Origin of the sequence: Mycolicibacterium llatzerense (assembly GCF_000878195.1) — a bacterium.
Taxonomy (GTDB): domain Bacteria; phylum Actinomycetota; class Actinomycetes; order Mycobacteriales; family Mycobacteriaceae; genus Mycobacterium; species Mycobacterium llatzerense.
Map to the genome: position 1 here is coordinate 1 of NZ_JXST01000080.1, position 7,735 is coordinate 7,735.

General features: G+C 65.3%; 8 protein-coding genes. 5 read left to right on the forward strand and 3 right to left on the reverse strand.

The genetic code is table 11. The features are described from left to right. The 3 genes from TL10_RS29015 to TL10_RS29025 form a co-directional block, all read right to left on the reverse strand. A partial coding sequence (locus tag TL10_RS29015) for a family 1 glycosylhydrolase (protein WP_423136080.1) occupies positions 1 to 1,095 on the reverse strand: 1,095 nt, incomplete at its 3' end. 17 nt (positions 1,096 to 1,112) lie between these two features. Further along, complete coding sequence (locus TL10_RS29020) at positions 1,113 to 1,694, reverse strand: TetR/AcrR family transcriptional regulator (RefSeq protein WP_043988387.1); 582 nt, start codon at positions 1,692 to 1,694, stop codon at positions 1,113 to 1,115. A 58-nt stretch (positions 1,695 to 1,752) separates the two neighbouring features. Further along, the gene (locus tag TL10_RS29025) at positions 1,753 to 3,093 is read right to left on the reverse strand and encodes an FAD-dependent oxidoreductase (RefSeq protein WP_043988395.1); all 1,341 of its coding nucleotides are present in this window, start codon (positions 3,091 to 3,093) and stop codon (positions 1,753 to 1,755) included. A 230-nt stretch (positions 3,094 to 3,323) separates the two neighbouring features. On the opposite strand from TL10_RS29025, the gene TL10_RS29030 reads away from it, so the two are divergent. From TL10_RS29030 to TL10_RS29050, 5 genes are all read left to right on the forward strand, one after another. Continuing rightward, the gene (locus TL10_RS29030; RefSeq protein WP_043988388.1) at positions 3,324 to 3,743 is read left to right on the forward strand and encodes a DUF6636 domain-containing protein; all 420 of its coding nucleotides are present in this window, start codon (positions 3,324 to 3,326) and stop codon (positions 3,741 to 3,743) included. A 14-nt stretch (positions 3,744 to 3,757) separates the two neighbouring features. Continuing rightward, positions 3,758 to 4,216, forward strand: a complete 459-nt coding sequence (locus tag TL10_RS29035; protein ID WP_052506583.1) for a hypothetical protein — start codon at positions 3,758 to 3,760, stop codon at positions 4,214 to 4,216. Positions 4,217 to 4,336: 120 nt separating this feature from the next. Continuing rightward, positions 4,337 to 5,074, forward strand: a complete 738-nt coding sequence (locus TL10_RS29040; protein WP_043988390.1) for an SDR family oxidoreductase — start codon at positions 4,337 to 4,339, stop codon at positions 5,072 to 5,074. Positions 5,075 to 5,258: 184 nt separating this feature from the next. Next, on the forward strand, positions 5,259 to 5,960 hold the full coding sequence (locus TL10_RS29045; protein ID WP_052506584.1) for a cutinase family protein: 702 nt from the start codon (positions 5,259 to 5,261) through the stop codon (positions 5,958 to 5,960). A gap of 97 nt (positions 5,961 to 6,057) precedes the next feature. Next, on the forward strand, positions 6,058 to 7,509 hold the full coding sequence (locus TL10_RS29050; RefSeq protein ID WP_043988392.1) for an LLM class flavin-dependent oxidoreductase: 1,452 nt from the start codon (positions 6,058 to 6,060) through the stop codon (positions 7,507 to 7,509). The last annotated feature ends 226 nt before the right edge of the window (positions 7,510 to 7,735 follow it).

A 7,735-nucleotide genomic window follows, 5' to 3' on the forward strand; every position in this document is an offset into this window, starting at 1 on the left:
CAGCCAGAAGACGGTGTCGCTGAGGTACTGCGATCGGGTCACGCCGTCGGTCCGCGGTTTGGCGTTGTCGGTCACCATGCCGTTTTCGACGATGTAGATGGGCAAGCCGGGGTACCGCTGGGCGTAGTGGCGTGCCACGTAGTAGATGTCCTCGGCCTGCAGCTTGGTGTTCCACCGGGCGGTCATGCTCTGCGCCGAAGCTGGATTGTCCTGCGCCGTACCCGTGTAGTAGTCGAACCCGAGGTAGTCGAGGCTGTCCCTGACCCGGTCGAAGAACGAGCCCTCGATTCCCTTGACGCCGAATCCGGCGAACTGCGCCAACACTTCTGGCGGAATGTAGGCCTCGTTCGTGGTGACCTTCGCCTTGGGATCGGCGTCATGCGCGGCGCGATACACCGCGCGGTGGGCGTCGGCGACCCGGTCGAGGAAGGTGCCGAACTGGTCGGGCTTGATGGCGCCGGTGCGCACTTCCATCGCGCCGAAGGCCAGTGGCTCGTTGACGCTCACCCACAGCACGCCCTGTCCCGCGTAGCGTTTGGTGATCGCCTTGGCGAAGTCGTCGAACGCGGGGACATTGTTGAGGAAGCCGCCGCGGTCGGCGATCCAGCCGGGGTAGACCCAGTGCATCAGCGTGATCATCGGCGTCATGCCGTTGGCGAGCAGTGTCGCGACCACGTCGTCGTAGTAGGCCAGCTCCTTGTCGTCCCATTTACCGGGCTGCGGCATCACCCGCGACCATTCGAGACCGAAGCGAAAAGTGTTGACGCCCATGGCATGCGCGTTGGCGATGTCTTCCTTGTAGCGGTGTCGGAAGTCGTCGGCCTGTTTGTAGGGCTCCACCGGACTCGCCTCCAGCAGGCCCGCTCCCGGTGATACGGGCTTGCCGGCTGTCCGGTCGACGTATCGGCGCCAATTGCTGTCGGGGGCGTCGCCTTCCACCTGGTATCCCGCCGTCGCGGTACCCCAGTAGAAGTTGCGGCTAAAGGACGAGCTGTTGTCCGTCCGCTCCTGCTTCGCGCCGCACGCGGAGAGTCCGAAGGCGAGGGCCACGGCTGATGCCAGGAAAACCCGGTTCCACTTCATGCCCAAAACCATACAGTGCACTGTTTTGGTCAGGCGAGGATGCGGTGCCACACGGCGCGCACATGAGCGCCCATGTCGATCGACCGATCGGACATCCATTGGATCTGAATCCCGTCGGCCGCGGCGATCAGTGCGGTGGCGGCGAACTCGGCGTCGACGTGGGCGGGGAGCGCACCGGCCGCCTGTTGGCGGCCGACATAGTCGGCGATGGTCGCGCGCATTCTCTCGTATCGCCGGCGCAGGTATTCCGCGGCCGGATGCGACGGATCGACCGCGGCGGCCGCCGCCAGCGACAGATAGACCGTGCCCGATCCCGGCTTCGCGGCCTTGTCCACCATCGCCTGCGCCATGACCTCGCCCGGGTCGATGTCGACTTCCGAATTGCGATACCACTCTTCGAATTTCGCATCGGCGTCGCGATGCAACTCGGTCAGCAGGACATCGCGCGTGGGGAAGTAGTGCATCAGGCCCGCCAGGCTGATGCCGGCCTCATTGGCGATCACCCGCATCGACGCGCCGGCCTCGCCGTCGCGTTCCAGGACCGCGAGCGCGACGTCCTTGATCTGCGCGCGCTTGGCCTCACCTTTGGCGTACCGCCCCACAGTTGGCATGACGTGAGGCTAGCGACAACCAGCGCCGGGAGTCGTCGATAACTACAGCTGCGACTCTCTAGCTCCGGCCGGCTCTGATCATGTCGGTGCGGGGCACCACCTTGACCCGCTCTCGGCCCTGCTGCGCGCCGAGGGCCATCTCATGGGCGTCGAGGCGTTCCCATTCCTCCCACGTGGTGTAGTCGATGCCGCTGCCGGACAGGTGCTCCAGGATGGCGTCAGGCCCGGCTATCTCGGGTGCGCGAAGTCCGGGTAGGTCGGCCAGCAGGCTGGTGATCGTCTCGGACGCATCGGATTTGGTGTGCCCGATGAGTCCGATGGGCCCGCGTTTGATCCAGCCGGTGACGTAGGTCCCTTCGATCAGCTCGCCGTCGAGGTCCAGTACCCGGCCGGCGTCGTGCGGGACCACGCCGGCGTGGTGGTCGAACGGCAGATCGGCCAGGTGCGAGGACAGGTAGCCGACGGCGCGGTAGACGGCCTGCACCGGCCAATCGGTGAATTCGCCGGTGCCCCGGGCTGTTCCGTTCCCGATCAGTTCGGTGCGCTCGGTCCGCAGCCCTTCGACCCGTGCCGCGCCGAGCACGGCGACCGGTGATTGGCACAGATGGAGGTGGATGCGGTGCGGGGCACCGGTGGGCTCGACGTCCAGGTACCGCATCATGGTGTTGACCACGAGCTTGGTGGATTTGCTCGAGTTGATGGCCTGCTGGCTCGCTTCGTCGATCTCGAACCCGTCTGGGTGCACGATCACGTCGACGCTGGGGGAGTGGGACAGCTCGCGGAATTCCATCGGCGAGAACTTGATCTGCGCGGGGCCCCGCCGGGCGAACACATGCACGTCGGTGGCCTGATTCAGCGAAAGCCCTTGGTAGACATTGCCGGCGATCTCGGTGCTCAGTTGCTCATCGGCCGGCTTGGCCAGCATCCTGGCGACGTCGAGGGCCACGTTGCCGGCACCCAGGACCGCGACGCTCTTGGCCTGCAGCGGCCAGGTTCGTGGCACGTCGGGGTGGCCGTCATACCAGGAGACGAAGTCGGCGGCGCCGTAGCTGCCGGGCAGATCGATGCCGGGGATGTCCAGCGGGCGGTCGGCGCGCGCCCCGGTCGAGAAGATGACCGCGTCGTAGTAGCGCCGCAGATCGGACAGCTTCAGGTCGGTGCCGTAGTGCACGTTGCCGATGAAGCGGATCTCATCGCGAGACAGCACGCGGCGTAGCGCCTTGATGATCTCCTTGATCCGCGGGTGATCGGGTGCGACCCCGTACCGGACCAGCCCGTAGGGGGCCGGCAGTCGATCGAACAGATCGAGCCTGGCCTGCGGGTATTCCTCGGTCAGGATGTCGGACGCATAGATTCCGGCCGGCCCTGCCCCGATCACCGCCACGCGGATGTCGCGCATCAGCACCTCCCATAGATTAGGTAAGGCAAGCCTAAATTGGTACGTCGGTACCGCAAGGCCTACGTCCGAGATGGAGATGCTGATCACAGCGCCAGTTCGACAGGCTCCCGTATTCGCGCAGCGCGCCCGGTTTTACCCACGTTGACCTGCGTCGCAAGAAACCGCCAAGGCTCCTACCGAAGCCTTGTGGGTGACCGAAGCACCATTTCGAGAAGAGGCAGTCCACGAAGATGATGAAGCTGGCGCTGATCGCAACGACGGCGGTCGCGGCAACGATCGGCCTGGCCGCAACCGCGCACGCCGACGACACCTATGCCTTTCGGTCCCCGTCGGGGAACGTCGGCTGCAAGATGGGGACGGGCGGCGTCATGTGCGAGATCAAGGACTACACCTGGTTCATCCCGCGCCCGGCGGACTACACCATGGGCGGGAAAGGCAACAGATTCCTGCTCGGCCAGGGCGGCGCACCCGTCGGGGGTGACTGGCACTCGGATCACGAATTTCCCGACGGCGCACCGACTCTCGCCTACGGACAAACGCGGACGGTGGGCTCCATCACCTGCGACAGCGAACTCGTGGGCATGACGTGCACCGACTCCAGCACCGGACACTTCTTCCGAGTGTCACGCGATTCCTACCAGTTGGGCTGACCGCAATGAAGCAAATGAGAACGAAGAAGGTCGCCACAAGGATTGCAGCGGCCATCACGACCACCGTCGCCCTGGCCGCCTGCTCGACGACCGGCGCGCCCTCGGCGGCGGCCGACCCGCAACCGACGCTCGGTGGTGCCTGGAACCCCAGCGTGCGGGGCTACGGAACGGTGCAGCCGACGAGAGTGTTCAACGGTGGCGACCCGACGGGCGACATCTGGGACATCACCTGGTCCTCCTGGGGCGGAGAGCAGGCCATCGGGAGGGGCCTTTCCTACGCGATACCGCCGGGCGCCTTCAGCGTTGCGCAGTCGATCAAGGAACCGGCGACGATCGTGGCCTACAACCTCGGCACCTGCAACGGCCAGCTGATGTACCAAGCGGCGAAGTGGTATTTCCCCGGCAACGGAGAGACGTTCAATCCGGCGGGGCACTACAACATCTGCACGGGCGACTACGTCAACGGCATCTGACGAGAGCGCTGTATAGCCCTGAGCGGCAACAGGTTCCGCGTGCTTCACGCAACCATTCCGGGCGATTCAAGCTGATCAAATGGATTGCGGTGTCCGGGCGGTGACGATTACGTCGACACCATGAAGAGTTTCCTTGCCGGCGACGCATTCGCGGATCGGACCGTCGTCCTCGTTGGCGGCGGGTCCGGAATCGGTTTCGCGGTCGCCAAATTGGTGGTGTCCGCTGGGGGTGCGGTGGTACTGGGCGGGCGCCGCGCCGGTGCGCTCGAAAAGGCCGCCGCCGAGCTGGGCCCGTCGGCGACATGGCAGGTCGTCGATACCGCGGACGAGCGCGCCGTCGAGGCCGTGTTCGCTCGGCTCGACTCGGTCGATGCGGTCTTCACCACTGCGGCCACCTACGTCACCGGATCACTGCGCGAACTCTCGATCAGCGACGCGGCGTCGCCGTTCGACTCGAAGTTCTGGGGTCAGTACCGCGTGGTCAAGGCCGCTTTGCCGGTGCTGGCGGCTGATGCGGCAGTCGTACTGATGGCCGGGGCGGCCAGTGTCCGGCCGGCCGGGGCCGCGCCGGCCTACGTCGCTGCCAATGCCGCGATCGAGGGCCTGGCACGCGGGTTGGCCGTTGAACTCGCGCCGGTACGGGTGAACGCGATCTCGCCTGGCACCGTCGACGGCAACCTTTGGCATCAACGGCCCCAAGCCGTCCGGCAGGCGGCATTCGACCACTTTGTCGAAGCCTCGACCAGCGGGAGACTGGTGCGGGAGGACGAAATCGTGGCTGCAGTCATTCATCTCTTCCTCAACGGCGCGACGACGGGTTCCACGCTCTATCCCGATGGCGGGTACAGCCTGCGGTGACGCGCGTTGATCCGGATGTCCGAGGAGAACCGTTAGCAAACAATGACTTTCGTTGCGGGTCCACTCGCGTGATGCGAATCACCGAGGTTGGGTGGTTTATCGGACGCAGATTGGGTAGACAGGCTAAGAGGCGGCGGCGGTGGGAATGGTCGCTGCGAGTTTCTACCGAGTTGGGGCGGTCCAGATGAAGCGAAATGATCGATGGTTGGGTGCTGCCGCTGCGGCGGTGTTCCTTACTGCAGCGGGCGTCGCCGCTGCCGGGCCCGCGGCAGCGGAGGCGTGCCCAGACGTGCAATTGGTGTTCGCCCGAGGCACCTTTGAGCCCGCGGGCGTCGGCGGCGTCGGGCAGGCGTTCGCGGACTCGCTCCGTGCCAAGACACCGGGCAAGTCGGTGGATGTCTACGCCGTCAATTACCCTGCGTCCCTTGATTTCGCGACCGCGGCAGACGGCGTGATCGACGCGAGGAACAAGGTGATGGCGACAGTGAACTCCTGCCCGAACACCAAGGTGGTGCTCGGCGGCTACTCGCAGGGGGCGGCAGTGGCCGCGTACATCACCGAGGACCACGTGCCGCAGGGCTTCGCTCTGCCGCCGGGGCTGACGGGCCCGATGCCGACGTCGGCGGCCGATCACGTGGCCGCGGTCGTCCTGTTCGGAAAACCGTCCAGCGGATTCCTGCAGATGATCTTCACGGGCGCGCCGCCCATCACTGTCGGCCCGCGCTACGTCGGCAAGACCGATGATGTCTGCATCGCCGAGGACCCGGTGTGCTCACCGACCGGCAACGATCAGGGTGCCCACGGCGCGTACCCGGCGCGCGGGCTGACCGACCAGGCCGCCGATTATGCGGTGAACCGGCTGGGCGGTACAGCCACGCGGACCTGAGCCGTTCGGAGTCGGTGATCGTGGCTGGAGTGCGTGAAAAATGTTCGTGCTGAGTGCAATCGGTGTCTGATGGGTTGGATGTGAACACGATGGAGGAGTGACCCGACAGATTCGCCTCAATGCCTTCGACATGAACTGCGTCGCTCATCAGTCGCCCGGATTGTGGCGGCATCCAGAGGATCAGTCATGGCGTTACAAGGATCTGGCGTACTGGACCGAATTGGCGAAGTTGCTCGAACGTGGCAGGTTTGACGGCCTCTTCATTGCCGATGTGCTCGGTACCTACGACGTCTACGGAGCCAGCGACGAGGCCGCCATCCGGCAGGCTGCGCAGATTCCGGTGGGTGACCCGCTGTTGTTGGTATCGGCGATGGCGCTGGTGACCGAGCATCTGGGCTTCGGCATCACCACCGGCACCGGGTTCGAGCACCCGTATCCGTTCGCTCGCCGGATATCGACCCTGGATCACCTGACCAAGGGGCGGATCGGCTGGAATGTGGTCACCGGTTATCTGCCCGCGGCGGCGCGCAATATGGGGCAGACCGACCAGCCGGCCCACGATGCCCGGTACGACCACGCTGACGAATATCTCGAGGTGCTCTACAAGTTGTGGGAGGGCTCCTGGGAGGACGACGCGGTGGTCCGCGACCGCGAGCGCGGAGTGTTCACCGACCCGGACAAGGTGCACCACATCGGACACTCCGGAACACATTTCAGTGTGCCGGGAGTTCACCTCGCCGAGCCCTCGCCGCAGCGAACCCCGGTGATCTACCAGGCTGGTTCGTCCCTGCGCGGGGTGCGGTTCGCCGCCGAGAACGCCGAGGCGATCTTCACCGCGGCGCCAACCAAAGCTATTCTGGCAGAGACAGTTTCGAATATCCGCCGAGAGTTGGAACTGGCCGGCCGGGATCCGTACTCGGCCAAGATTTTCAATCTGTCGACGGTGATCACCGCGGCCACCGACGCCGAGGCGCACGCCAAGCACCGCGAGTTGCTGTCCTATGGCGACCCGGAAGGCGCGCTGGTGTTCATGTCCGGGTGGATGGGTGTGGACCTGGCCCGTTACGGGTTGGACGAGCCGATTGGCAACGTCGACTCGAATGCGATCCTGTCCGCGGTCAAGGCGTTTCAGTCGGCCGATCCCGATGGCCGGGAGTGGACGGTCCGGGACATCGCCGAATGGGGCGAGATCGGCGGCATGGGCCCACGGATCGTCGGGTCGGGCACCACGGTGGCCGACACGTTGCAGGAGTGGGTCGCCGAGACCGATGTCGACGGTTTCAACCTCGCATATGCCATCACCCCCGGTTCGTTCGCCGACGTGATCGAGCATGTGGTTCCGGTGCTCACCGAACGTGGTGTTTATCAGGCCGAGTACCTGCCTGGATCGTTGCGGCACAAACTTTTCGGCAATGGCGACCGGCTACCGCGGGAGCACCGCGGCGCGCGGTACCGGGTCGGTGGGCCGTCATCGACGATCATCGATCGTCCGTCCACGCTGCCGTCGTCGTCGGCATCGGCCGCGGCTCAACCAACGCGCGGTCGCTGAGCGGCTCAACAGCCGCACCACCATCGAACGCGGCCGACATTACTGACCCAGCAAAAAACCCCGGCCCAAAGGCCGGGGTTTTCTCTGTGTGTCCGAGGGGGTGTCGTGAGTCATGACATAGGTGACACCTGAGTCGAGTCATCGGTTACACCTGGAACGACTCCCGATGAGTCGCGTCATGGGTGACAGTCATCGGTCATGTCGAAAGCCCGTGTGGTGGTGTTGG